The organism is Myroides odoratus (assembly GCF_965118575.1).
Lineage (GTDB): Bacteria > Bacteroidota > Bacteroidia > Flavobacteriales > Flavobacteriaceae > Flavobacterium > Flavobacterium odoratum_B.
Window position 1 is genome coordinate 26,970 of sequence record NZ_CBCPHW010000009.1, and the last position, 23,028, is coordinate 49,997.

At 33.9% G+C, this 23,028-nt stretch carries 24 protein-coding genes; 8 read left to right on the plus strand and 16 right to left on the minus strand.

Features of this window, described 5'->3' with window-relative positions; translation table 11 throughout:
• Positions 1-39 precede the first annotated feature (39 nt).
• Together ACMHJ2_RS08980 and ACMHJ2_RS08985 are read left to right on the plus strand one after the other, a co-directional pair.
• A complete protein-coding gene (locus ACMHJ2_RS08980) occupies positions 40-873 on the plus strand; it encodes a flagellar motor protein MotB (protein WP_413512558.1) in 834 nt (277 codons plus the stop codon).
• A 166-nt stretch (positions 874-1,039) separates the two neighbouring features.
• Entirely contained in the window at positions 1,040-1,996 is a 957-nt protein-coding gene (locus ACMHJ2_RS08985; protein WP_413512559.1) for a metallophosphoesterase, read from the plus strand.
• Here ACMHJ2_RS08985 and ACMHJ2_RS08990 read toward each other — a convergent pair.
• On the minus strand, positions 1,993-2,964 hold the full coding sequence (locus ACMHJ2_RS08990) for a DUF4421 family protein (RefSeq protein ID WP_413512560.1): 972 nt from the start codon (positions 2,962-2,964) through the stop codon (positions 1,993-1,995). The genes ACMHJ2_RS08985 and ACMHJ2_RS08990 overlap by 4 nt on opposite strands.
• A gap of 9 nt (positions 2,965-2,973) precedes the next feature.
• Positions 2,974-4,452 carry a hypothetical protein gene (locus ACMHJ2_RS08995; RefSeq protein ID WP_413512561.1) on the minus strand — a complete coding sequence of 493 codons (1,479 nt, stop codon included), beginning with the start codon at positions 4,450-4,452 and terminating at the stop codon, positions 2,974-2,976.
• Positions 4,453-4,722: 270 nt separating this feature from the next.
• Here ACMHJ2_RS08995 and rfbA point away from each other — a divergent pair, with 270 nt between their 5' ends.
• A complete protein-coding gene (gene rfbA / locus ACMHJ2_RS09000) occupies positions 4,723-5,607 on the plus strand; it encodes a glucose-1-phosphate thymidylyltransferase RfbA (protein ID WP_413512562.1) in 885 nt (294 codons plus the stop codon).
• A 3-nt stretch (positions 5,608-5,610) separates the two neighbouring features.
• Here the strand turns inward: rfbA and rfbB are convergent, their stop codons facing one another.
• The 6 genes from rfbB to ACMHJ2_RS09030 all read right to left on the minus strand — a co-directional run bounded on the left by rfbB (position 5,611) and on the right by ACMHJ2_RS09030 (position 11,508).
• A complete protein-coding gene (rfbB, locus tag ACMHJ2_RS09005) occupies positions 5,611-6,633 on the minus strand; it encodes a dTDP-glucose 4,6-dehydratase (protein ID WP_413512563.1) in 1,023 nt (340 codons plus the stop codon).
• Positions 6,634-6,747: 114 nt separating this feature from the next.
• On the minus strand, positions 6,748-7,866 hold the full coding sequence (gene dnaN, locus ACMHJ2_RS09010; protein ID WP_413512564.1) for a DNA polymerase III subunit beta: 1,119 nt from the start codon (positions 7,864-7,866) through the stop codon (positions 6,748-6,750).
• Positions 7,867-7,946: 80 nt separating this feature from the next.
• On the minus strand, positions 7,947-9,635 hold the full coding sequence (gene gldG, locus ACMHJ2_RS09015) for a gliding motility-associated ABC transporter substrate-binding protein GldG (RefSeq protein WP_413512565.1): 1,689 nt from the start codon (positions 9,633-9,635) through the stop codon (positions 7,947-7,949).
• The gene (gene gldF, locus ACMHJ2_RS09020; RefSeq protein ID WP_413512566.1) at positions 9,635-10,354 is read right to left on the minus strand and encodes a gliding motility-associated ABC transporter permease subunit GldF; all 720 of its coding nucleotides are present in this window, start codon (positions 10,352-10,354) and stop codon (positions 9,635-9,637) included. The genes gldG and gldF overlap by 1 nt, the downstream gene beginning before the upstream one ends.
• 13 nt (positions 10,355-10,367) lie before the next feature.
• Positions 10,368-10,664, minus strand: coding sequence for a putative quinol monooxygenase (locus ACMHJ2_RS09025; RefSeq protein ID WP_413512567.1), 297 nt, complete (start codon positions 10,662-10,664; stop codon positions 10,368-10,370).
• Positions 10,665-10,680: 16 nt separating this feature from the next.
• The gene (locus ACMHJ2_RS09030) at positions 10,681-11,508 is read right to left on the minus strand and encodes an S-adenosyl-l-methionine hydroxide adenosyltransferase family protein (RefSeq protein WP_413512568.1); all 828 of its coding nucleotides are present in this window, start codon (positions 11,506-11,508) and stop codon (positions 10,681-10,683) included.
• A gap of 96 nt (positions 11,509-11,604) precedes the next feature.
• On the opposite strand from ACMHJ2_RS09030, the gene ACMHJ2_RS09035 reads away from it, so the two are divergent.
• Positions 11,605-12,588: a PhoH family protein gene (locus tag ACMHJ2_RS09035; protein WP_413512569.1), complete on the plus strand. Its 984-nt coding sequence runs from the start codon at positions 11,605-11,607 to the stop codon at positions 12,586-12,588.
• 42 nt (positions 12,589-12,630) lie between these two features.
• Here the strand turns inward: ACMHJ2_RS09035 and ACMHJ2_RS09040 are convergent, their stop codons facing one another.
• Together ACMHJ2_RS09040 and ACMHJ2_RS09045 are read right to left on the minus strand one after the other, a co-directional pair.
• Positions 12,631-13,404, minus strand: a complete 774-nt coding sequence (locus ACMHJ2_RS09040) for a hypothetical protein (RefSeq protein WP_413512570.1) — start codon at positions 13,402-13,404, stop codon at positions 12,631-12,633.
• 455 nt (positions 13,405-13,859) lie between these two features.
• Positions 13,860-14,096, minus strand: coding sequence for a hypothetical protein (locus ACMHJ2_RS09045; protein WP_413512571.1), 237 nt, complete (start codon positions 14,094-14,096; stop codon positions 13,860-13,862).
• A 302-nt stretch (positions 14,097-14,398) separates the two neighbouring features.
• Here ACMHJ2_RS09045 and ACMHJ2_RS09050 point away from each other — a divergent pair, with 302 nt between their 5' ends.
• The 3 genes from ACMHJ2_RS09050 to ACMHJ2_RS09060 all read left to right on the plus strand — a co-directional run bounded on the left by ACMHJ2_RS09050 (position 14,399) and on the right by ACMHJ2_RS09060 (position 16,804).
• Positions 14,399-15,346 carry an isopenicillin N synthase family dioxygenase gene (locus ACMHJ2_RS09050; RefSeq protein ID WP_413512572.1) on the plus strand — a complete coding sequence of 316 codons (948 nt, stop codon included), beginning with the start codon at positions 14,399-14,401 and terminating at the stop codon, positions 15,344-15,346.
• 225 nt (positions 15,347-15,571) lie between these two features.
• On the plus strand, positions 15,572-15,919 hold the full coding sequence (locus tag ACMHJ2_RS09055) for a translation initiation factor (protein WP_413512573.1): 348 nt from the start codon (positions 15,572-15,574) through the stop codon (positions 15,917-15,919).
• Positions 15,920-15,931: 12 nt separating this feature from the next.
• Entirely contained in the window at positions 15,932-16,804 is an 873-nt protein-coding gene (locus ACMHJ2_RS09060; protein WP_413512574.1) for a nucleoside phosphorylase, read from the plus strand.
• 62 nt (positions 16,805-16,866) lie between these two features.
• On the opposite strand, the gene ACMHJ2_RS09065 is transcribed toward ACMHJ2_RS09060, so the two are convergent.
• Positions 16,867-17,565 carry a pseudouridine synthase gene (locus ACMHJ2_RS09065; protein WP_413512575.1) on the minus strand — a complete coding sequence of 233 codons (699 nt, stop codon included), beginning with the start codon at positions 17,563-17,565 and terminating at the stop codon, positions 16,867-16,869.
• Positions 17,566-17,669: 104 nt separating this feature from the next.
• On the opposite strand from ACMHJ2_RS09065, the gene ACMHJ2_RS09070 reads away from it, so the two are divergent.
• The gene (locus tag ACMHJ2_RS09070; RefSeq protein WP_413512576.1) at positions 17,670-19,085 is read left to right on the plus strand and encodes an MATE family efflux transporter; all 1,416 of its coding nucleotides are present in this window, start codon (positions 17,670-17,672) and stop codon (positions 19,083-19,085) included.
• Between the two features lie 63 nt (positions 19,086-19,148).
• Here the strand turns inward: ACMHJ2_RS09070 and ACMHJ2_RS09075 are convergent, their stop codons facing one another.
• The 5 genes from ACMHJ2_RS09075 to serC all read right to left on the minus strand — a co-directional run bounded on the left by ACMHJ2_RS09075 (position 19,149) and on the right by serC (position 23,027).
• Positions 19,149-19,601 carry a GNAT family N-acetyltransferase gene (locus tag ACMHJ2_RS09075; protein WP_413512577.1) on the minus strand — a complete coding sequence of 151 codons (453 nt, stop codon included), beginning with the start codon at positions 19,599-19,601 and terminating at the stop codon, positions 19,149-19,151.
• Between the two features lie 67 nt (positions 19,602-19,668).
• The gene (locus ACMHJ2_RS09080) at positions 19,669-20,385 is read right to left on the minus strand and encodes a type II CAAX prenyl endopeptidase Rce1 family protein (protein WP_413512578.1); all 717 of its coding nucleotides are present in this window, start codon (positions 20,383-20,385) and stop codon (positions 19,669-19,671) included.
• 84 nt (positions 20,386-20,469) lie between these two features.
• Positions 20,470-20,955, minus strand: coding sequence for a hypothetical protein (locus tag ACMHJ2_RS09085; protein WP_413512579.1), 486 nt, complete (start codon positions 20,953-20,955; stop codon positions 20,470-20,472).
• Between the two features lie 32 nt (positions 20,956-20,987).
• A complete protein-coding gene (locus tag ACMHJ2_RS09090) occupies positions 20,988-21,938 on the minus strand; it encodes an NAD(P)-dependent oxidoreductase (protein ID WP_413512580.1) in 951 nt (316 codons plus the stop codon).
• Positions 21,939-21,959: 21 nt separating this feature from the next.
• Positions 21,960-23,027: a 3-phosphoserine/phosphohydroxythreonine transaminase gene (gene serC / locus ACMHJ2_RS09095; protein WP_413512581.1), complete on the minus strand. Its 1,068-nt coding sequence runs from the start codon at positions 23,025-23,027 to the stop codon at positions 21,960-21,962.
• Position 23,028 lies beyond the last annotated feature (1 nt).

Here is a 23,028-nt window from a genome sequence, read left to right on the forward strand (position 1 = left end):
TTGGTATATTTGACTCAAAATTCAATCATTTTTTTATTTATGAAAAAAGTAGTTTTAGGTTTAGCAGTTTTGGCTCTTACGTTAACATCGTGTGGTACAAAACAAAAACTTGCTGATTTAGAAGCAAAAAACAAGGAAGTACAAGATTTATTAAACACTTGTACTATTCAATTGAACTCTGCACTAGCTGAGAAAAAAGTATTATCAGATCAAGTGCACGACTTAAAAAAGAACACCTCTGATTTAATTAGCAACATGGGTAACTTAACAATGTTATCTTCAAAAGGGGCTGATAACCTAGAGAAATCTTTAGAAAGTTTAAAAGAAAAAGATTTAAAAATCACAAGATTACAAGATGCACTTACTAAAAAAGACTCCGTTACTTTAGCTTTAGTTAAGAGTGTTAAGAAAGAGGTTGGTTTTGACGATCCGGATATTGAAGTTAACGTTGAAAAAGGAGTTGTATATATTTCAATTGCGGATAAATTGTTATTCAAATCTGCTAGTTACCAAGTAAACGACAAAGCGAAATCTGTGTTGGCAAAAGTAGCTAAAATTGCAAAAAGCAAACCTGATTTTGAATTGATGGTTGAAGGACACACAGATAATGTGCCAATCAAAAACACAATGTTTGAGGACAACTGGGACTTGAGTGTTAAGAGAGCTACTTCTATTGTAAGAGTTCTTCAAAAAGACTTAGGTTTAGATCCTAAACAATTAGTTGCTTCTGGACGTGGAGAATATGTGCCATTAGTTGAGAATGACAATGCTGATAACAAAGCAAGAAACAGAAGAACTAGAATCATTTTAATGCCGAAAATCGATCAATTCTATGATATGATTGAGAAGGAAATGAAAGAAATGAAAAAATAATCACTTTCAATATTTTTAAAAAGCCGTTTGACCTGTCAAACGGCTTTTTTATTTCCCTTATATTGTAAATTTTTATTGCCATACTTTTGTTTATTTCATTGAAAAATAGTACTTTATTCTTTCTTTTATATCTAGTACTTAACCTTCTTACACAGCCCCTCAAACTATGAGTAGAATTCCAGAAAACTTTAATAATTTTGATATCATTGGTGATATACACGGGCATAGCAACGACTTAAAAAAACTATTAGGTGCCTTAGGTTATAAACTAATAAGCAATTACTATCAGCATCCGGAAAGGAAAGTTTTGTTCTTAGGAGATTATATTGATCGCGGTGTAAATGTTGTTGAGGTATTAGAAATTGTAAAAAACATGGTTGACAATGGAGAAGCGATTGCTTTAATGGGAAATCATGAATACAATGCTATTTGCTACAACACTAAAGCTACCGATGGGTCTTATTTAAGAGCGCATACCAAGAAAAACTTCAACCAACATGCGATTACTATGGCTGCTTTTATGCAACAGCCGGCGTTATACCAAATGTATATTGAATGGTTTAAGACGCTACCGCTTTTTTATGAAAATAATTCGTTTCGAGCGATACATGCGTGTTGGGACTATGAAAGCATTGCCTATCTAAAAACACGTCTAACACAGCCTTGCTTACCTCTCGATTTATTAGAAGAGGCTACTAGGGAAGGTACTGCTTTGCATCAAGCAGTAGAAATTGTGCTCAAAGGAAAAGAAATGGTATTGCCCAACCAGAAATCTTTTATTGATAAAGATGGTGTTATTCGTGATTCTTTTAGAATAAAATGGTGGGAAGAACCGAAAAAACCGCATAGGCTCAGTACAGTTAGTGCTTCTGTAATTAAGCATCAATCCGACCAAGCGCTTACGCTTCAGAACCTCAGTTTCTACCCTAAAGAAGCTAAACCCGTCTTTTTTGGACACTATTGGATGAAAGTAAACGCCAATCTTAAACCTACTGTTTTAACAGCGAATACGTGCTGTTTAGATTTTAGTGTAGCCAAAGATGGTTATTTAGTATGTTACCGATACCAAGGAGAACAAATCCTTGATTCGACTTGTATGAAATTCATTAAAGAATATAATTAATAGGTAGAGAGATCCAATAAATCAATCAAATCATATTGCAAGATTTTTGGATCTTTTTTCAAAGAAAATCGCTTGGTTACAAAAAATGAAACATGCTTATTGGACAATTGGGTTGTATAGTTTTCTACTTTTTCAAAATACATCGCACTAAGTGACGATTTTATCCCTAATCCCCACTCTTCCCCCTGGTAGGCAAGATTCAATTCGCTACCGACTTGTCCGTTGACATAAAAAACAGTGTTTTTGGTACTCAAATTTTCATCAAAAATCCCATTAATGCCCACACTAAAAGACAGAGAAGCTAAAAACTTCTTCCACAATACCCAATTATAGCCATACCCAATAGTTGGGCCAAAACTAAAACTTCGACTATCATTCCCTCTGATTCCATCCATTAATTCTGGCGTATTTTTAATTACACTCAAAAAACTAGACCCTCCAATTAACAATGCTCCTGCAGACTTTTTTTGAATCCTATTCTTATTATGAGCTGCACCAATTGAAAACTTATCTGAATTAAATACATAAGTGAATTTCCCTCCATATAGGTTAATTCTCAAATCATCAAAACTCAAGTATTTCTGTTGTTCTGAATCATAGCGGTAAAACCCCTTGTACTGTTGAAAGTAAAAGTCAATAATAAACTTTTTACCCATAACGTGATATTGAAAGTCAACGGTAGAACTTTTTCCTTTTTCTTTATCTCGCATACCTGAAAATCCATGGCTATAACTCAAAGAAGAATTTTTCCACGCAAAAGCCAATCCTATATTCAAAGGTCGATTGGGTTCGAAGGAAAGTTCTTTTTTTCCTTCTTCGTAATTTAAAGACAAAAACGACTGACTTAAACTAGTGGTTGCACCATAGGTATGCTTATATTTACCAATGTATAAAGAATCGCCCTGAGCCAAACTGCAAGCACAACAAAATAAACTGATTCCTAAAATACTTACTCTTTTCTTTTTCACTGTTCTACATTAAGTAAATAATTCTTCTATTTTTTGAATCCCATCGCGCTGACAAACCAATCGATATCGCTTGTATTCTGTATAATTTTCATATTCAATTTGGGAAATAAGATTAATATAGTACACTTTGTCAGCATAAAAATTAATAACCTGATCATTTTGTTCATCCAAACTTAAAATAGAAACTTTTGGGTTATCCATTCGCTGCATAAAACGCGTCAAGTTGAATCGAAAAATATCGTGCACTCCTTTAAAGAAATACGTGCTATTTTTCATCATTTCTCCACGATCTAAGGATACTTTTTTGCGATAAAGCAATATTTTTTCATTGTGGATTCGATTCTCCACTTCCAATAAAACAGATCGATTTCGAATACTTAAAACTTCTGAAGGGACTTTCTCATCGGTTATAAAATCAACCGCTTCCTTAATCCATCCTATTGGTTTTCCTTTGATACTTATAGACGTTTTATTGTCAAAATACTTTCCTCCCAACTTCCCTGCAAAATAGAATCGAGTCAGTTCTTTAATGCGATCTTTTAACATATAGCCTACAACCAAAGCCACAAATAAAGGCATGGTAAAATTACCGTATTTTTGTTGAAAAGAAAAGGCTACAACTGTTGCGAATATCATGGATATTCCCGCAGCAAGACTATAGTAAACTTGTTGTACAAAAACACCATCGCTATCTTTTTTCTTATTTGATTCTAGTAGTAAATCGGATTCTACATATTTATTCAACATAGCATAACGATAAATCACTTCTTGATTGATCGTTTTTTCATTTGCTTTTATGAAACTATAACCTTTGCTTTTCATGTAAGCTTGTTCCGACAAAATCAATTGCTTGATTTGATTTTGTACTTCTTGAAAACGCGCATCAACGACCACGGTCAATTGATCTAATAACAAAAAGCTATAACGCAACAACGTATAAGATAAGTATTCATCAGCAAAACTAAAATAATTTAAATACTCTTTACCTGTTACTTGCTCATTTTGATGTAGTTCTTCTTTTACTATCCTATACTTATCTCTTATGGCAATACTTGCGGTAACATAGGTCTGTACCAACTCTTGCTTTGTATCTCCCGTAGTTTGCTTAAATTCTGTTACAGCTTGGCGCAAGGCACTTCTAAAAATAGCCATAAACATCTTTAACTGAAATTCAACTTCATACAAACTTTGTTCTGTTTCCTCTTTTAGCAAAAGATGAGTAGCTGAGCTTAAATTATTAAGAGGAATTGCTCCTTCATCTACGATGGCACTCAATTTATAAGCGGGAGTAATAAACCGAACTTTAGATTTTACATCTGAATAGAATTGATCTTTTGAATAATTCGATTTATTCAAGTCTAAGGTATTAGGTACAAAAATCCAAGTATTGATTGTAAAGTCACTTTTATGTTGATTTTTTTCTTTAATAAAGCCAACTTTCATCTCTAAAGTATACGCATCATGCGATCGAACTTTGATATCTAGCATTCTATTTTCTATCTTTCAAATTACAATTTAAAGTTAAGATTATTTTCTATTTTTAAAGTGTATATTTTGCAAAGAACGTATATAATCAACTTAAACCTCTTCCAATCAAAATAGATGACGAGGGTAAATAGATTTATCAAGCAAACAATACGTCTATTTGCCATATTTAGTAAAAGTTTTTAACTCAATTTTATCCCAAACAAAAATCTTTACTTATCTTTCAACTCCTATTGGTGAATAACATCACCCTAATTTAAAATACGCAAAACTATGAAGGGAATTATATTGGCAGGTGGTTCAGGAACTCGATTACACCCTCTTACCCTATCTATATCCAAACAGTTATTACCTGTATACGACAAGCCAATGATTTATTATCCTTTATCAACCTTAATGTTGGCAGGTATTCGCGATATTTTAATCATTTCAACTCCCAGAGACTTACCCTTATTTGAATCCTTATTAGGGTCAGGAAAACAAATAGGAATTAATCTTACCTATGCTGTTCAACCTCAACCAGAAGGGATTGCACAAGCCTTGATTATTGCAGAGGATTTTATTGGAGAGGACCCTGTTTGTCTGATCTTAGGAGATAATATTTTTTATGGCAATGATTTAAAAAACAAATTACAATCCGCTATTGATTCTGTCAAAGATGAAGAAAAAGCAGTTGTATTTGGCTATACGGTCAAAGATCCGCAACGCTATGGTGTTGTAGAATTTAACACCGATCACCAAGCAATTTCTATTGAAGAAAAACCACAAAATCCAAAATCAAACTTTGCCGTTGTCGGGTTATATTTCTATCCAAATAGCGCAATTGCCTATGCCAAAACCCTTCAACCCTCTCCTCGAGGCGAACTTGAAATCACCAGTTTAAATAACCTTTATTTACAGCACAACAACCTATTGGTACAACCTTTAGGAAGAGGTTTTGCCTGGTTGGATACAGGTACACATGAATCACTTGTAGAAGCCACTGAATTTGTCAAAACGGTAGAAAAGAGAACAGGATTAAAAATTGCGTGTTTAGAAGAAATTGCCCTATATCAAAACTGGGTTTCTCCTGAAAATCTAACGACAAGTATTGCCGCTTACAAAGGAGATTATTATGATTATATTCGAGAAAATATGCGTGTATTCAAAAAAGAATAATCTCTATTTTCTACGTTCTATTTCCGTTATCCACGCTTGATTATCCAAATACCAATTCACTGTTTTTCGCATTCCTTCTTCAATTTTCACGGCTGGCATCCATCCTAAGTTTTGTAGTTTTGTTGCGTCTATAGCGTATCTAAAATCATGCCCTTTGCGATCTTCTACCAAGCGAATAAGCTGTTTATTTCTCCCTTGTTCACTACCGAAATGAGTATCTAATAAATCGCACAAAAGGTGCACCAAATCCATATTTCTTACCTCATTAAATCCTCCTACATTATAGGTTTCACCGAGTATTCCATGTTCTAAAATAAATCGTATAGCCTCTGCATGATCTTCAACATATAACCAATCGCGAATATTATCGCCTGTACCATATACAGGAATTGGCTTTTGTTTCAAAATACATTGAATAGTTAAAGGAATTAATTTTTCTGGGTATTGATTTGGTCCGTAATTATTAGAACAATTGCTAATTAAAAAAGGCATTTGATAGGTTTCACCATACGCCCTAACAAAGTGATCTGAACTAGCCTTAGAAGCAGAATAAGGTGAATTAGGAGAATAGGCGGTTGTTTCTGTAAACAGCCCCTCTGCGCCTAATGCTCCATAAACTTCATCTGTACTGATATGATAAAACACCTTACCTTCCCAGTTATTTTCCCACAACTTGCGAAAGGCATTAAGTAAAATCACCGTTCCCATAACATTCGTAGTTACAAAAGCTAACGGATCTGCAATAGAACGGTCTACATGAGATTCTGCTGCCAAATGAATAACATGCGTAAACTGATAGTCTTCAAACAATTGATTGATGAAATATTCATTGCGAATATCACCTTGTATAAATTGATAATTGGGTAAATGAGCAATATCCTCTACATTAGAGCTATTACCTGCATAGGTCAATACATCTAAATTGACAATGACATCCATCGGATAAGCTTCTACAAATTTTCTTACCACATGACTTCCTATAAATCCAGCTCCTCCTGTAATTAAAATACACTTTGTAGATTTCATCCCTTTATGATTATCAATTAACAAACAAATATAGACATAAAAAAGCTACACCTCCGCGCGGAGGTGTAGCTTAATTTAAACAAAAAAGGCCTATTTTTCAATAGACCTTTTGTATTAGTTATTTAACATAACAGGCATAACAAGCATGGTAACTGCTTCTCCCTCTTCTAAACCATCAACTGGTGTTAAGATTCCCGCTCTGTTTGGTAAGGACATTTCTAATTGAATCTCATCGGATTGAAGATTATTCAACATTTCTAATAAGAATCTAGAGTTGAATCCAATTTGCATATCATCGCCTTGATAATCACAAGTCAAACGCTCATCTGCTTTGTTTGAGTAATCAATATCTTCTGCTGAGATATTCAACTCCGTACCTGCGATACGCAATCTGATTTGGTGTGTTGTTTTATTTGCATAAATAGCCACACGGCGAACTGAATTCAAGAATTGAACTCTATTTAACAATAATTTATTTGGATTTTCTTTTGGAATTACCGCTTCATAATTAGGATACTTTCCATCGATTAAACGACAAGTTAAAGCATAATTATCAAAGGTAAATTTAGCATTTGAATCATTAAATTCAATTACTACATCTGCACCTGAAGCCATTAAAATATTCTTTAAAATAGTCAATGGTTTTTTAGGCATGATAAAACTCGCTTCGCTAGCTGAAGTAATATCCGTACGAGAATATTTAACCAATTTGTGTGCATCTGTTGCAACGAAAATTAATCCCGTTGGAGCAAATTGAAAGAAAACACCTGACATGACTGGTCTTAAATCATCATTTCCTGCGGCAAATATAGTTTTGCTAATTGCTGTCGCTAATACGCCAGCTGACACTTCCGTTTTTGAAGGATCTTCTAAGCTCTCTGCTTTAGGAAATTCATCTCCAGCAGAATAGGCTAAAACATACTTTCCAACATCTGAACTAATTTCAATCGTATTGTTTTCCTTTACTGAGAAAGTCAATGGTTGCTCAGGAAATGTTTTCAATGTTTCCAACAACAACTTAGCAGGTACAGCGATACTTCCCTGGCTAGTTGATTCTATCTCTAGGCTTGCAGACATTGTTGTTTCTAAGTCAGAAGCTGAAACTCTTAAGATATTATTATCCAATTCAAACAAGAAATTGTCTAATATATGTAACGTATTACTACTACTAATAACACTTCCTAATACCTGTAATTGCTTCAACAAATAGGAACTCGATACTATAAATTTCATATTAAAATATTTTTATATGTAAAAGGCTTTACACCTACAAATATATTCGTTTAACTTCAATAATAAAAGCAGAATTTGCACTACTTTTTAACAAAAGCCTTTCTTTTGAAGAAAGAAAACAAAAATCCAACCACTAAGACAACAATTACAGGGATAACTAACACTATAATTTGAATAGTTGTGTAGTGTTCAAAAACTTTCATCTTATCTAAAACAGGGATTTTAACTTCTTTTGTGCGTAGATGAATCAAACCCGAATCGTCTAATAAATAGTTCACTGCATTAAATAAAAACTCTTTGTTTCCATATAATTTATTTGTCCATTTATCATATCCCAATTCCATCGGTTGATAATTTTGATCGAGTTGATTTTTGATGATATCCCCATCGCTAATCACAATCATTTTATTTTCTACACTTTGTTTTTTTGCATTTGTCAAAGCAAAAGGCAATACTCTATTTTCAAAAACCGACTTAAATTGACCTTCTAACAAGACCCCAAGTACATATTTTCCATTCCCTTTATAATGTTCAGGCGAAGATTCTTCGTTGAGCATATCCAAACTAATTTCGGATGGCGTCCCTGTTGTTAAAGAGTAGGGAGAAGATTGTAAGAGAATTGTTTTCTTAATTCCATTCTTCAAGGTATCAATAGGCGAAGTAAAATCTAAGCGAACTCCCTCAATATTTTTAACAATAGGATGATTTGATTCGGGATAAACAAAAGGAGCATATTTCCAAATAAATTCGTTATACTGGGTTTCACTGCCTTGGCGACCAATCGCTAATTTAATTGGAGTTCCTACCTCATCTTTAACTAATAGAGGATTAACTCGAACCCCATATTTAAACAACATCTCTCCTAGTGATTGATCTTTTGGGTAAGCCAACATAGAGCCTTTTTCACGCAAACTGTCAAAATCAGCTTGTACTTGATCTAGCAACCATAAAGTTTTACCCCCATTCATAATAAATTGATCTAAAACTTCAATTTGTTTTTCATCAAATGCTTTGGTTGGTTTTGCTAAAATCGCTAAGTCAAATTCTTGCAATTGCTTTAACGTTTTTTCAGGTGCATTCGCTACCGAATCCATTGTAAAAGGAGCAATGTGGTAATTCTCTTTTGCAGTAATCAAAAAATCTGCAATATATTGATCTTCCAACTGACCATTTCCTTTTAAAATGGCTATTTTTTTGGATTTTGGGGTATTAATTTTTGCAATCGCTTCTGTAAAAGCATATTCTAAATGCTGAATCGAAGTCAATACTTTTTCTTCTGTATTTGCTCCAATTCTATTTTTTAGTAACTGAACTTTTACCATTTGCTCGCCTTTGCTCACAAAAGCCCAAGGAAAAACTAAAGCTTGAGACTGAATACCTTTATTATTAACGGTTAAGGTAACGGGCTTCGCGCCTAATTCATACAAATTACTTATAATTTGTTCTTCAGAGCCTCCCCCTTCTTCCAAAGGATTAACAAAGCGAAATAAAATATTTGTATTTTCAGAAGCAAATTCTTCTAATAACTGACGTGTTTCTGCTTGTAATTTGACAAATTCTTGAGAAAACTGACCTTCTAAAAGCACCTCAATTAAAATAGGTTCTGCCACTTGGTCAATGATTTCATTCGTTATGGGCGATAAGGTATATCGTTTATCTTGCGTCAAATCAAAACGCTGATGAACAAATGAACCGATAATATTCAGGATAACAATTCCAGCAACAAAACTTCCTAACTGAACAATATTTTTCTTTTTCTCTCTTTTCATTATTTGCGCAATTGATTAATTCGAAATACGGTTAAACTCAAAAATACAGCAGAAAAAGAGATGAAATAAAGTAAATCTCTTGTATCAATTACTCCTTTAGAAATACTGCTAAAATGGGCATTCACACCTAATTTACTTAGGCCAGAGAACGCTTTAAAAGTATCTAACATAGAAAATCCATAAGAAGCTACTAAGCAAAACAATACTGCCAAAATAAAAGAAACAACCTGATTACTCGTTAAAGAAGAAGCAAAGATTCCCATGGATACGTAAGCTGCACCCAAAAAAACAAGTCCTAAATAAGAACCAATTACACTTCCCAAATCAAAGGTTTGTCCTGCTAATATATACTCTTGCAGTACCCATACATAAACGATAGTAGGTAAAATTGCTAAGACAACGAGAGCTAAAACACCCAAGAATTTCCCCAAAACAATTTGCCAAGGAGATAAGGGTTTGGTCAAAAGTAATTCTATGGTTCCTTGTTTGATTTCTTCTGAAAAACTTCGCATAGTCACAGCGGGAATTAAAAATAAAAATACCCAAGGTGCCAAAAAGAAAAAAGGAGATAAATCAGCAAAACCACTTTGAGGAATATTATAATTTCCATCAAAAACCCAAAGGAATAGTCCGTTAATAATCAAAAAAACAATGATTACCAAGTAGCCTATTGGCGATCCAAAAAAGGATTTAATTTCGCGCAAACACAGTGCTTTCATATAATTAATGCAGTTATTTTAAAGTAGCATATTTATCCACACTCCACGCTTCGGCTTTTTCTTTAAACAATGTTTTAAAATAAGGCCAAACTTCACCAAATAAGGTGGATTTTCTATAGATATCAAGAGCTGTTTCTTCAGACCAATAGCTATAAGTAAAAAAAATATTAGGCTGCTGTTTGTCTCTATAAACCTCTAAAAATTGACAACCTGGGAAATTGCGAATCTGTTCTTTGTATTTTTCAAAATGATTTAAAAAATCATCTATTCTGTCCTCTTGTAAGGTAAGTTTTACGATACGTACAAACATATTTTTTTGCTTTAGATTACTCTTCACTAAATTCGATAAACAACTGGTCTTCTAAATGAACGCCCAATAGCGTTCGAATAGACCCTCCAGGTTCGTCCGTTTTCGAATACATAATAGCTACAATTAATTGCCCTACTTCATTAAATAAAGCTAGTAATTCACCCGCTTTACTAACAAGTTCAATCGGATCATTAACGTTGAAATCTGCGTAGTATTCATTTATTTTTGTAATTGTACGATTTTTTATTCGAATACCAAAGTTTCTACCTTTACCCACTTGCTCAAACAATTCTCTCGAAATATTGGTTACAAGATTGCCAAACTTATCCTCATATACATAAGTTCCAATAATCAAATTTGGTTTAATTGTAAGGTTTTCAACCCATAAATTCATTTTATACAAAGTATCAATTGGCAAGCCAATAGCCTGTAATTCTTTACCTTCACATAACTGATAAGCACAATACACAAATACATCATTGGTATTCATTCCTTCGACGTGATTAATCGTCACGGCTTCTTCAAATTCACGTGTCCCTAAAGCAACGGCAATTGCTCCATTATCTGTTCCAATAAAATAGTGGCCTTGACATTTGACGCAAATGGCTGCCGAAAAAGGCAGAATAGCCGAAGCAACAGATAAAATGTGAATGGTTCCCTTAGGAAAATGACTATACGCCATTGAAAGTACAAATCCCGCATCAGCAACTCGATAATTCTTTACCCCATGCGATATATCAACTACATTACAGTTTTGAATATTAGAATATATCTTTCCTTTTAAAACCCCTACATAATAATCCGTATATCCAAAATCAGTTGTTAATGTAATTATTCTTTGCATTATTTTTTAGTCTCTATTTTTATAAGAAAAATCAATTTTTTATAGTAGATTTGAAATACAAAATTAGACTATTTTTTTAATTAATTCGCATTAGTATTGAACGAAAGAATAATAGAACTATCGGAAATTAGCCCTAAGGAATTTTGGGGACCTCAAGATTTACACTTAGACGTTTTAAAAAAACTTTATCCTCGAGTAAAAATAATCGCTAGAGGATCTCTATTAAAGATTTATGGAGAAGAAGAAGTTTTGGATGAATTTGATAAAAAATTTGTTCGTCTAATCAAATACTTTACTCGTTATAATAAAATCGACGAAAACGCAATTGAACGTATTGTATTGGATAGTGATCTACAACAAGTCTCGGCACTAGATGATATCTTAGTACATGGCGTGGGTGGAAAGCTCATCAAACCCATGACTGATAACCAGCACAAATTGGTCAAATTGGTAGAGAAAAATGACATGGTTTTTGCTATTGGTCCTGCGGGTACAGGAAAAACATATACAGGCGTTGCTTTAGCTGTTCGGGCTTTAAAGAATAAAGAAGTGAAGCGCATTATTTTGACGCGTCCTGCCGTAGAAGCAGGTGAAAATCTTGGTTTCTTACCTGGAGATATGAAGGAAAAACTAGATCCTTATATGCAGCCGTTGTACGATGCCTTACGCGATATGATTCCCCCACAAACACTAGAGGATTATCTTTTTAAGGGAGTTATTCAGATTGCACCTTTAGCCTTCATGCGCGGTAGAACCCTAGATAATGCCTTTGTTATTTTGGACGAAGCACAAAATACAACGCATTCTCAAATGAAGATGTTTTTGACACGTATGGGGAAAAGTGCGAAGTTCATTATTACAGGAGATCCAGGCCAGATTGATTTACCGCGTAAAGTTTCTTCTGGATTAAAAGAAGCCATCACTATTTTAAAAGATGTAGAAGGAATTGGTATGCTCTACTTAGACGATAAAGATATCGTCCGTCATAAACTAGTAAAACGCATTGTAAATGCTTATAAAGTAGTTGAAGACAGAAGAGATACTATCCAACCTGATGATATAAAAAAGGGTGAAAACTAATTGTTTTCACCCTTTTTCTATTTAAAATTATTAACCTTCGTTTTATACGTTATAAGTATCTCTAAAAAATTGTAATTTTAATTCCTCACCTATAAACAAATTTAAATCATCGCCATTTAATTCATAGCGATCACATTCTTCCAGAATTTCCAACAATTCTTTTTCTTTACTTTCATTCAAGGAAACATAGTCTGGAGATAAGACAATTTTAAAAGCAATACTATCTCCTTCACAACGAAGATCTCCATAAATCATATGATTACCTCCACTTCCTGAAAAACTACGCGTATTTACATCTATACAAACGAGTGGAATCTGATTGATACCCAGTTCTTCAATTCTCTTATTCTCGAAAGCTTTAAAAACCCAATTTCCCGATAATTTCTTATCGTAAATATAATGGCCAAAACAAGCAAAATCCGTTGCAATTCCATCTTTTTTAGTTAAACTCACAGCAACAGAATGATCAAATCTACCATCTAAAAAAGAACGAGCACTGTCATCTTTATAAATAACAATCTCAATTTTTTCATTTGCGGTAGCGGACCTATATACTCTACCTTCCCCTTCAATTAGTGGTTCCTCATAAGGAAAAACAATTTTCGCATTGGGTTTTGAACTAGCATAAACAATCGATTTTTTGGTTATTGTAATCGTTTGTAAAGAATCCTGTGCTAGAATCTTAAAAAACACTCCTTCTGAATCTTCTTTTTTAAGTAGATCCAGTTGCTTTGTATCATTTTCTTTTTGTCCTTTTTCAGTTAAATTATCACTTCCACATGAGGGAAACAATGAAACAGTTAAAGCCAATATCATATTCTCAATCTTTTACGTTACAAAGATAAACCCAAACAACATACCAAAAAAAACCAACTTTTTTTATTTAGTAATAATTTAACGTTTATTATTCATTATTTTAGAATTTCAAGTATAAATTTAAATAAAATTTTATTGATAAAAAAATAATATGACTAAAAAATAATGAATAGAACCAATAATTTAACAATTAAACCAAAACCCGCGTAAAAAGACCCTGTTAGGAGTAATTAACATTTTTAACTCACCTTATACTCTATCCCCTTAATAAAAACCCAAAACAAAAAAAAATCCCCCTCCTTTTGCATCTTATCCAAATACGAAATACATCAACTAAGTGTATAACTGGGGTTAACCACCCCAATATGAGACAAAAAAAAACTGTTTACACCACAAGGGAAACAGTTTTTAAAAAAGTGGGGGATTAGCTTTTCGTTCATGAACAGGTATCATTTTTACAGCAAAGTCGTTTTATATCCAGTTTGACGCAAACAAAACATCAAGTCTTCTTCATTATTACTTATACAATACACGCGAATGGTTGAATTAGCTTTCTTTTGAAAAATTGGTTTAAAACTCTTGGGTAAACTAGCATAAAAAGGATCCATCTCTTTCAATTCGTACTTTGGATCTATATCAACAGTCACTAATACCACAAATTCGTTTGATTTTAATACAATTGGTAATTTCATATATTTATTTTTTTTAATTCTACCTAAATTTAAAAAAAATTTCAGACAATTCATATTACGTCCCAAAAATACTTATTCAAATTCGCCAAAAATCGCGCAATACCAAGGTTCTTCTGAAATTAATTTCACTTTTTTTTAGTATTCTGTGAATATTTATATAAAAAACATATTTTGGTTCGAATAAACAGTAACCTATTTCATGAGTTCTACCTATTAAATAAATGTTATAGTTCCATACTATAAGCAATTTTATCTACTTTTGCTTCTTCTAAAAACAGTAAGAGCACATAACAACTTAGACAATGCAAAACATTCCTAGTGTTAACTTACGTGATTTCCTATCGGATGACCCGATACGTAAACAAAAGTTTGTAAATGAAATCGGCCAAGCCTACGAAGAAATTGGATTCGTAGCATTAAAAGGACACTTCTTAGAGGATCAATTAGTTGAGAATCTTTATACAGAAGTTCGCAATTTTTTCAACCTTCCGCTTGAAACCAAAAAGAAATATGAAGTCCCTGGCATTGGAGGCCAAAGAGGCTATGTATCTTTTGGTAAAGAGCATGCAAAAGGAAGATCTGAAGGGGACTTGAAAGAATTTTTTCACTTTGGACAGTATGTTGAAAACAACCCCGAGTTAGAAAAAAATTACCCTGCCAATGTTAAGGTTGAAGAATTAGCACAATTCAATGCTATTGGAAAAGAAACGTATCAAATGCTCGAAAAAACGGGTATTTATGTTTTAAGAGCTTTAGCAATTTACCTGGGACTTGAAGAGTTTTATTTTGACAAATTTGTCAAAAATGGAAACAGCATTTTACGTCCTATCCACTATCCTCCTATTACAGATGAGCCAAAAAATGCAGTTCGCGCAGCGGCTCATGGTGACATCAACTTGATTACCCTTTTAATGGGAGCCCAAGGCAAGGGCTTACAAGTACAAAATCACAAAGGCGAATGGATTGACGCCATCGCTGCAGAAGATGAATTAGTAATTAATGTTGGGGATATGTTAGCTAGACATTCAAACAACCGTTTGAAATCTACCATTCACCAAGTAGTAAATCCACCAAGAGAATTGTGGGGAACTTCGAGATTTTCTATTCCATTCTTTATGCATCCTATTAGCAATATGCCTTTAAATTGTTTAGACAACTGCATCGATGCAGAACACCCTAAACAGTTTGACGATATTACTGCTGGTGCGTTTTTACACCAACGTTTAGTTGAATTAGGTTTAATAAAATAAGTACCACAAGCCAAAGGGAGTTTCCTCGTAAACTCCCTTTATCTTTTGTGCTATAGTATCAATAGAATAGAGTGCTACTAGGTCAATCCTTGATTTGTAAATCCTTAGCTATCTATCCCTTATTTCTTCCTTTACTTCTAATCAATAATGCTTTTAAGACAAGCATTAAATTATTATCTTTGAATCACATCGATACAATTAGATACCTAAAACCAATTTAAAATAATGGCAAAAAAAATCAGCAGTTTAGAAGACCTAGGCGGTTTTGTTTTTTCAACGAATAAAGACTTTGAATTCAGTCAAGAAGATGGCATTGAAACCCTTGCTCCTCAAGAACAAAGACTAGAAGCTCATTTAGACAAGAAAAACAGAGGCGGTAAAATTGCTACGATTATCAAAGGTTTTGAAGGAAATGAAGAGGATTTAAAAACCTTAGCTAAAGACTTAAAAACACTTTGTGGAGTTGGAGGAAGTGCTAAAGAAAGTGAGATTATCATACAAGGTAATTTTCGCGACAAAATCATGGAATACTTACAAAAAAAAGGCTACAAAGTAAAACGTGTAGGCGGTTAAAAAATAAAAAATATGAAAATAAAATCATCCGAACTCATTTTAAATCCTGATGGTAGTGTCTATCACTTAAATTTAAAACCCGAACACTTAGCAGAGAATATCATTTTTGTAGGAGATCAAAATCGAGTAGATCGAATTTCAATGCATTTTGATACCCTTGAGTTTTCAACGCAAAAAAGAGAATTCAAAACCCATACCGGTACTTATAAAGGCAAGCGTTTTTCAGTTATTTCAACGGGAATCGGCCCAGATAATATTGATATTGTCATGAATGAAATTGATGCCTTATTCAATATTGATTTAGAAACACGAGAAATAAAAGAAGTGCTTACTTCAGTGAATATTGTTCGCATTGGAACATCAGGATCTTTGCAAGCGGATATTCCCGTAAACAGCTTTGTTTTGTCTCAATATGGATTAGGACTTGACAATATGATGCGTTCTTATTTAATTGAAGACATCACACATTACCCAATGGAAGAAGCCTTCATTAAGCATACGAATTGGGATTTAAGAAAAGGACGTCCTTATTTCATTCAAAATAGCCCATCGCTAGAAGAAAAATTAAGCAGTGCACAAACCTTTAAGGGAATTACAGGAACAGCAGGTGGTTTTTATGGTCCTCAGGGAAGAGTTTTGCGTTTAGGTATTCAAGATCCAGAATTAAATCACAAGATTGACAATTTCAAATTTGAAGCGTATCGCATTACCAACTTTGAAATGGAAACCTCTGCTATTTATGGTTTAGCTAAATTACTAGGCCATCAGGCTGTTTCATTAAACACCATTATTGCCAATAGAGCTAATGGTACTTTTTCTGAAGATCCTTATGCAGCAGTGGATCAATTAATTATTTATACTTTAGATAAGTTAAGCGAAATTTAACGCATATCCTATCTAACACAAAAGCTCAGCATTGCTGAGCTTTTGTGTTAGATACTACATTTTCACTCAAAATACGCTTCGAGATCAAAACCTAGAATCGCATTATACTTTTTATACTGTTCATCTATTGTTGCTCTGAGATGGATTTGTTTTTTTGTAATGGGATGTTCAAAAGACAATTCTAGCGCATGCAATAACATCGCTGTTAATCCAAACTGATCCAACCACAGTTTATTCTGCTTATTACAACCATGTGGCCTACTGCCTAATATAGGGTGAAAAATATGTTTAAAATGCTTGCGCAATTGATGTTGCCTTCCTGTTTCAGGATACGCTTCTACCAAAGAATACCGCGAAGTATCGTGCTTACCAAAAGGAATAGCAACTTCAACACTTTGCCGTGTTTTATAATAAGTCTTTGCCTCTTGCACTTGTTCTTTATCATTGGTCAATGCATAATCAATGGTTTCTTCCTCGGGTGTAAAACCACGTACAATCGCAATGTATTTTTTTTCTATTTGCCGTGTTGCAAAAATGGCATTCAATTGTTTTAGAACTTCTTTATCTAGGGCAAATAAAAGTACCCCTGAAGTTTTGCGATCCAAACGGTGTACTGGATATACATATTGACCGATTTGATCGCGTAGAATCTGGATGGCATATTCTTGAATATCACTGGCTATAAAAGATTTATGAACCAATAAATCACGTGGCTTATTAATAGCCACAAGATATTCGTCTTGATAAAGTATTTCTAACATCAGGCAAAGATACTTCAACTTGAATAGTACCAAAGCCTTTTAAATAATTTATCCTCCTCCCCTCTAAATAAAACAATACATTTGCATACTTTTTTTGAAATACTATGACCATTCAAATACAAAAAATAACAGCTGTTTGTGCTTTAATAAAACAGTCTTTTTCAAATGAAAATCTTGATTTAACCCAAATACCAACTAATCGAGCCGTTTTATTATTAGCGATTCCCATGATGTTCGAAATGTTAATGGAGTCTGTATTCGCTTTAGTTGATTTGTATTTTGTTGGACATTTAAAAGAAAGTGCTTATGCCATTCAAACCGTTGGTTTAACGGAATCCATGCTTTCTATTATCTATGCTATCTGTATTGGGATTAGTATGGCAGCTACAGCAATAGTAGCACGCCGCATAGGTGAAAAAGACAAAGTACAAGCTTCAATAAACGCGGCACAAGCGATTACTATTGCAACGATTATTACGATAGTGTTGAGCGTTTTTGGATTTATTTATGCCAAAGATTGGTTAATTTGGATGGGAGCCTCAGAGGAATCTGCAGACTATGGCTATGGATACACCCGCATCTTATTGGTAAGCTGTGTTTCTATCATGATGCTATTCTTAATCAACGGAATTTTTCGAGGGGCTGGAAATGCAGCCATTGCGATGAAAAGCTTATGGTTTGGTAATTTATTCAATATTATTCTTTGTCCTATTCTGGTAAGGGGTTGGTGGATTTTCCCAGAAATGGGATTGGAAGGTGCTGCGTATTCTACGGCTATCGGGAGAAGCATGGGGGTTGTGTATCAAGTTTACTATCTAACCCACAAAAATTCACTGATTCAACTCAAACTTCACTACTTTAAAATGCAATGGGATAAAGTATGGCACATCATCAAAATTGCTGTTCCAGGTATCATTCAATATATGATTTCAACGTGTAGTTGGGTGATACTCGCTAAAATTGTTGCACAAAGCAGTGGGGAGGTTGGTTCTTCAGGTTTTTTAACTTCTTTGCGTTTGATGATTTTTTTCATCTTACCTGCCTGGGGACTAAGTAATGCTGCCTCTACCTTAGTTGGACAGCATTTAGGAAACAAAGATCCTGAACGTGCTGCCGAATCTGTACGAATTACCTTAAAATACAATGTAATTTATATGCTTATTGTAACTATTTTATTCTTTTCGATGGCCAACGTATTAACCTCTATATTTACCACACAAGAAGATATAAAATCGGTTGCTATTTTAGCTATGTATATTGGTGCCAGTGGCTTTATTATCTATGGGATTGGCATGACTCTAATGAATGCCTTTAATGGAGCAGGTGATACATTAACCCCATCCTTAATTAACTTTGTTGGTTTTTGGGTATTTCAAATTCCCTTTGCCTATGCCATGGTTTATTATTTTAATTGGGGGGCAGAAGGCGTATTTATCGCCATACCAGCCGCAGAAATATTGATAGCAATCCTCGCTTTTATTGCGTTTAAAAGAGGGAAATGGAAACTAAAACAAGTATAAAAAATGCCCCGATAAGTGTCTAAACTTTTGGGGCATGTCTATAACTTGATAATCAGGATTTTTTTATATTTTTCGTATCATATCTACATGGGGAATCCCATCTTCTAAATACTCTTCTGAAACAGACTCGAAGCCGAACGAACCATAAAATTTTCTCAAATAACACTGAGCACCAATCTGTATAGCTTGTGGACCAAATTCTTCTTCAATTTTATCGATTGCTAAATCAATCAAAATTTTCCCTAATCCATCTTTTCTATATTCGGGACGAACCACCACTCTACCAATTGAAATTTCGTTATAACTCAAGCCTGGAGGTACAATTCTAGCATACGCAATTACTTTTCCCTGTTGGGTAGCAAATACATGCAAACAACTTTTATCCTTTCCATCCAATTCTGGATAGGGACAATTTTGTTCAACCACAAAGATATTCGTACGCAATTGTAAAATATCGTACAACTCATCCAATGTTAATTCTTCAAATGCTTTTGTATGCCAGTGAATGCTATTCATAACTTCTATAATTTGAAACAAAAGTAAAAAATTATACGCTTCTTTTTATATTATCTTTTATTCTTATTTATTGCCCTAAAAGTAAATAAACACTTAACGCAAAACTATTATTTAAAACATGAAATAGACAACCATACCAAAAACCAAAACGCATACGCAAATACCCCATCCCTAGTCCCAAAATAAATTGTGGTAAAGTAATAATAGGTGCTAATACAATAACGCGTAAAGGAAATTCTTCAAAATTAAAGATGTGTATCATTGCAAATGCAAAAGATAAGACATAGAATATAAGTGGAAAATAGGTTACCCATCCGGAAGCCATGCTCTTTTTATATTTAATACATATAGCGATAAAAGTAACAAGACCAATCGCCGCGAAGCTATATAAGTAATAGAGTCCATCACTAGCAAACTTTTCCATCAGAGAGGAAGTTGCTTGTACAATATAAAGGGTCAGAGCTATTGCGCCAATGAGGATATACCTCAATTGAAAACGCATGGCCAAACGAAAGGTTATTTCCTCCAATAAAGGCCCTAAAAGCACTGCAAAACCAATAAATCCCCAGAGGCCAATTTGATCCATTACTTCTTGAAAGCGATCATGCATGGGAACATCAATCAAGGAATCAAGGATAACACCTCCAAAGATAATAAAGATGAATAAACAACTCCATAAGCGAATCGTCTGAACGAAACGTTGTTTATTACTCAAAATCAATGGGGTAGTATGGGGTTTTTTCAAAAAGACTAGAAAATCTTTCAGTAGTTCCTGTGTTAACATATTCTTTTATTTGTTGGTATTCAAGTTAACAAAAAAAGGTTACTCTATACTGAATAACCTTTTTATTTTTTTATTTTATCTCTACTAGAATAATCCTTTTAAAGAATCTAAAATGCCTCCTAGGCCTTCTTTCCCTCCTGTTAAAGAGCCTAACAAATCTTTTATTCCGCCTCCTTTTCCATCACTCAATCCACTAATCAAATCCGTTAGTTGAAAACCACTTTCTCCTCCTTGTACTTTAGAAACTAGCATCTCTATTACAGAGGGTACAACTGAATCCGCAAAGTTTGTCGCTACACTTTCTGGCAATCCAATTTTATCTGTCAATCCCGTGATCAGATTTCCAATCATTCCCGATACCATTGGATTTGAAGTTAAATTACTTACACCTCCACTTAAAAGATCAGTTAATCCTCCAATATTTCCACTGCTAATACTATCTTTAAAACCAGTAATAATACTATTTCCTGTTTCTTGTGTAACCGCATTGACTAGATCACCCGAAATAGCTGTTCCGCTTATTTCTTTGGCACTTACTTGCTCAATTAATTTTGTTAGTTGCTCTACCATATTCCTTGTTTTGTTTTGATAAATCTACTTAATTAATTGATCAGATCTTGTATTTTAACAATTATTTCGTTCCATATCAAATGTTGACTTTCATGTGTGGCTGTGGCTATATTTGGCGATAATGAAAAAGCGGGTTGCATCAAGACTTGAATTGCGGGATGTGGTTCTTCTTCAAAGCGATCTAATCCCGCAAAAAGGATAGTTTCCTTATCAATTTCATCCACTAAATCAACTTCATTAATCGCTTCTGGATAGGCACAATTGACGATTCCAATTAAATTTTTCGCTTTTCCAAAAGACTCTTTATTTACGATATAGCGCTGAAAATACTTGGTGTGAACCGATATAAAATGAGCCTGTTCTAAGACCTCATCCATGGGAAGAGCATCCATTTCTACTGGAAAAACAAGTCCATTTGGCAATTCAAATTCCGCTTTGATATGTTGAGTCACTGAATCCGTATATACAACATGCATACCTAACCCTAATGCTTTTTGCGCAAGAAATTGTCCTGCTAAATTCATACCGATGATTCCAAGTGTCTTACCCGACACTTCTACGCCTGAACTGTACGCTTGTTGTAGCGTTTTAAATGTAGTGTCTCCTTCTAACGGCATATTTCTATTTGCTTCTTGCAACAATCGTGCTCCACTAAATAAATGAGCAATTACAAGTTCTGCAGTTGCGTTAGCTAAAGATTCTTCTGCCCAAATTACGGCTATTCCATTGCTTTTAATGCAATCAATTAGTTCTAAGTTCACTATAACACCAGAAAAAACTATCGCTTTTAGGTGTCGCAATTTATCTATAATTGATTTATTCAATGTGGTTCCTTGTTGAAGTAACAAAACCTCAATTTCATTTTTTTGGGTATAGGCTACCAATTGTTCGAGTGCTACTCTTACTTCTTTGATTTCAAAGCCCAAAGACACTAAGGTTTCTTTTATATTTTCGGGTATTCCATCATTCGCTAATACTCTCATTCTTTCTTCTCAATTTATCATTTAAACTAACGCCTTCATCTGATTTAAAACAGATGCTAAAACGGTTACGCTATCTAGAGTAACAGCATTATACAGTGATGCTCTATATCCTCCGACAGCACGGTGACCTTTTATATTTCTAATTTGAGCTTCCTCACAAAGTTGATCAAATAAGGCATTCATTCTTTCATTTTTAAAGGTAAAAACTACATTCATTTTTGATCGATCTTCTCTTGCTGCTGTTCCTTGAACAAAATCTAATTCATCAAGGGTTTGATATAATAGAGCCGCCTTTTGATTATTTACTATCTCAATAGCCGAAACGCCTCCTTGTTGTTTCAACCATCTCAAGTTCAACAAACAGGTATAAACGGCAAATACATTGGCGGTATGATACAAGCTATCTTTGGCAATATGTTCTTGATAGTCTAACATTTGTGGAATACTTCTTTGGGTTTTTCCGAGAATGTCTTCTTTAACCAAGATTAAACTCACGCCTGCTGCTCCAATATTTTTCTGTGCTCCAGCATAAATCAAATCAATTTGATCATAAGCAAATTCACGAGAATAAATATCTGAACTCATATCGCAAACCAAAGGAGCGTCCGTTTGAGGAATATAATTAAACTGCGTTCCATAAATCGTATTATTAGATGTGAAATGCACATAATCTACGGGATCTGATACCTGAATCGATTTGGGAATATAGGAAAACTGTTGATCTTCTGAACTTGCTACAAGATTTACTTCACCTAGCATTTTTGCTTGCTCAATGGCTTTACTTGACCAGACTCCCGTATTGATATAAGCTGCTTTTTGCTTCATCAAATTATAGGGAATACGCAAAAATTCCATACTCGCTCCGCCTTGTAAAAATAAAGCAACATACCCTTTAGTATCTAACTTCAATAATTCTAAAGCCAATTGTCTCGCTTCTTCTAATACAGCAATAAACGCTGCACTTCTATGAGAAATGGATAAAATAGACATTCCCGTATTTTCAAAATTGAGAATGGCTTGAGCAGCTTGTTCATATACTGGTTGTGGCAATAAACAAGGACCTGCACAAAAGTTATGTACTGCTTTCATG

Excerpts from the sequence above, each read along its gene's own strand:
- ACMHJ2_RS08980 (WP_413512558.1), top strand. The coding sequence starts at position 40 with ATGAAAAAAGTAGTTTTAGGTTTAGCAGTTTTGGCTCTTACGTTAACA.
- ACMHJ2_RS08985 (WP_413512559.1), top strand. The coding sequence starts at position 1,040 with ATGAGTAGAATTCCAGAAAACTTTAATAATTTTGATATCATTGGTGAT.
- ACMHJ2_RS08995 (WP_413512561.1), bottom strand. The coding sequence starts at position 4,452 with ATGCTAGATATCAAAGTTCGATCGCATGATGCGTATACTTTAGAGATG.
- rfbA (WP_413512562.1), top strand. The coding sequence starts at position 4,723 with ATGAAGGGAATTATATTGGCAGGTGGTTCAGGAACTCGATTACACCCT.
- rfbB (WP_413512563.1), bottom strand. The coding sequence starts at position 6,633 with ATGAAATCTACAAAGTGTATTTTAATTACAGGAGGAGCTGGATTTATA.
- dnaN (WP_413512564.1), bottom strand. The coding sequence starts at position 7,866 with ATGAAATTTATAGTATCGAGTTCCTATTTGTTGAAGCAATTACAGGTA.
- gldG (WP_413512565.1), bottom strand. The coding sequence starts at position 9,635 with ATGAAAAGAGAGAAAAAGAAAAATATTGTTCAGTTAGGAAGTTTTGTT.
- gldF (WP_413512566.1), bottom strand. The coding sequence starts at position 10,354 with ATGAAAGCACTGTGTTTGCGCGAAATTAAATCCTTTTTTGGATCGCCA.
- ACMHJ2_RS09025 (WP_413512567.1), bottom strand. The coding sequence starts at position 10,664 with ATGTTTGTACGTATCGTAAAACTTACCTTACAAGAGGACAGAATAGAT.
- ACMHJ2_RS09030 (WP_413512568.1), bottom strand. The coding sequence starts at position 11,508 with ATGCAAAGAATAATTACATTAACAACTGATTTTGGATATACGGATTAT.
- ACMHJ2_RS09040 (WP_413512570.1), bottom strand. The coding sequence starts at position 13,404 with ATGATATTGGCTTTAACTGTTTCATTGTTTCCCTCATGTGGAAGTGAT.
- ACMHJ2_RS09045 (WP_413512571.1), bottom strand. The coding sequence starts at position 14,096 with ATGAAATTACCAATTGTATTAAAATCAAACGAATTTGTGGTATTAGTG.
- ACMHJ2_RS09050 (WP_413512572.1), top strand. The coding sequence starts at position 14,399 with ATGCAAAACATTCCTAGTGTTAACTTACGTGATTTCCTATCGGATGAC.
- ACMHJ2_RS09055 (WP_413512573.1), top strand. The coding sequence starts at position 15,572 with ATGGCAAAAAAAATCAGCAGTTTAGAAGACCTAGGCGGTTTTGTTTTT.
- ACMHJ2_RS09060 (WP_413512574.1), top strand. The coding sequence starts at position 15,932 with ATGAAAATAAAATCATCCGAACTCATTTTAAATCCTGATGGTAGTGTC.
- ACMHJ2_RS09065 (WP_413512575.1), bottom strand. The coding sequence starts at position 17,565 with ATGTTAGAAATACTTTATCAAGACGAATATCTTGTGGCTATTAATAAG.
- ACMHJ2_RS09070 (WP_413512576.1), top strand. The coding sequence starts at position 17,670 with ATGACCATTCAAATACAAAAAATAACAGCTGTTTGTGCTTTAATAAAA.
- ACMHJ2_RS09075 (WP_413512577.1), bottom strand. The coding sequence starts at position 19,601 with ATGAATAGCATTCACTGGCATACAAAAGCATTTGAAGAATTAACATTG.
- ACMHJ2_RS09080 (WP_413512578.1), bottom strand. The coding sequence starts at position 20,385 with ATGTTAACACAGGAACTACTGAAAGATTTTCTAGTCTTTTTGAAAAAA.
- ACMHJ2_RS09085 (WP_413512579.1), bottom strand. The coding sequence starts at position 20,955 with ATGGTAGAGCAACTAACAAAATTAATTGAGCAAGTAAGTGCCAAAGAA.
- ACMHJ2_RS09090 (WP_413512580.1), bottom strand. The coding sequence starts at position 21,938 with ATGAGAGTATTAGCGAATGATGGAATACCCGAAAATATAAAAGAAACC.
- serC (WP_413512581.1), bottom strand. The coding sequence starts at position 23,027 with ATGAAAGCAGTACATAACTTTTGTGCAGGTCCTTGTTTATTGCCACAA.